The 789-nt window shown below is 50.1% G+C and carries 2 tRNA genes and 2 rRNA genes; all 4 read right to left on the bottom strand.

Annotated features, from left to right (window positions below):
• A 23S ribosomal RNA gene (locus AC1D02_RS22185) occupies positions 1-82 on the bottom strand; the annotation flags it as partial.
• A 226-nt stretch (positions 83-308) separates the two neighbouring features.
• Positions 309-384: transfer RNA gene (locus AC1D02_RS22180), tRNA-Ala, on the bottom strand.
• 14 nt (positions 385-398) lie between these two features.
• Positions 399-475 (bottom strand) — tRNA-Ile (locus AC1D02_RS22175).
• A 90-nt stretch (positions 476-565) separates the two neighbouring features.
• Positions 566-789: ribosomal RNA gene (locus tag AC1D02_RS22170) — 16S ribosomal RNA — on the bottom strand; the annotation flags it as partial.

The raw sequence follows: 789 nt of genomic DNA, 5'->3' as shown, positions 1-789 counted from the left end.
CCCGCAGCTTATCGCAAGCTACTACGTCCTTCATCGCCTGTAATCGCCAAGGCATCCACCATGTGCACTTATTCGCTTGTCCCTATAACGTTAACCTCTCGGCCGACTAAGCCGAAAGACGCTACAGAGATAAGAAAGTACAGCGTTGTTGCTTGTTTTGATACATACAATCATTACCCTGCCAAACTGCTTTCACAGATTGACATAAAACTTTACTTCTTCCAGATTGTTAAAGAACGAAACAGCATTGACCTCTAAAAGATCAAACCTAAACCCAGGYGGCTTACGTTTGCACTTTCAAAGTAGAGTGGTGGAGGATGACGGGATCGAACCGACGACCCCCTGCTTGCAAAGCAGGTGCTCTCCCAGCTGAGCTAATCCCCCAATTTGGTACCAACTGGTAGGGCTGGTTGGACTCGAACCAACGACCCCCGCGTTATCAACACGGTGCTCTAACCAGCTGAGCTACAGCCCCGACTTGGACACTGCTACTGTTTCTTCTAAATTCAACAGTCGATAAGAGTGGACGCTCAATGAATCGGCATCTCTGCCTGTGCAACTCTAGAAAGGAGGTGATCCAGCCGCACCTTCCGATACGGCTACCTTGTTACGACTTCACCCCAGTCACGAATCCTACCGTGGTAAGCGCCCTCCTTGCGGTTAAGCTACCTACTTCTGGTAAAACCCGCTCCCATGGTGTGACGGGCGGTGTGTACAAGACCCGGGAACGTATTCACCGCGACATGCTGATCCGCGATTACTAGCGATTCCAACTTCATGTAGTCGAGT

This window comes from Massilia sp. P1_C10, assembly GCF_056406475.1.
Note: the sequence above shows the minus strand (reverse complement) of the source record. Positions and strands in the feature narration are given on the sequence as shown.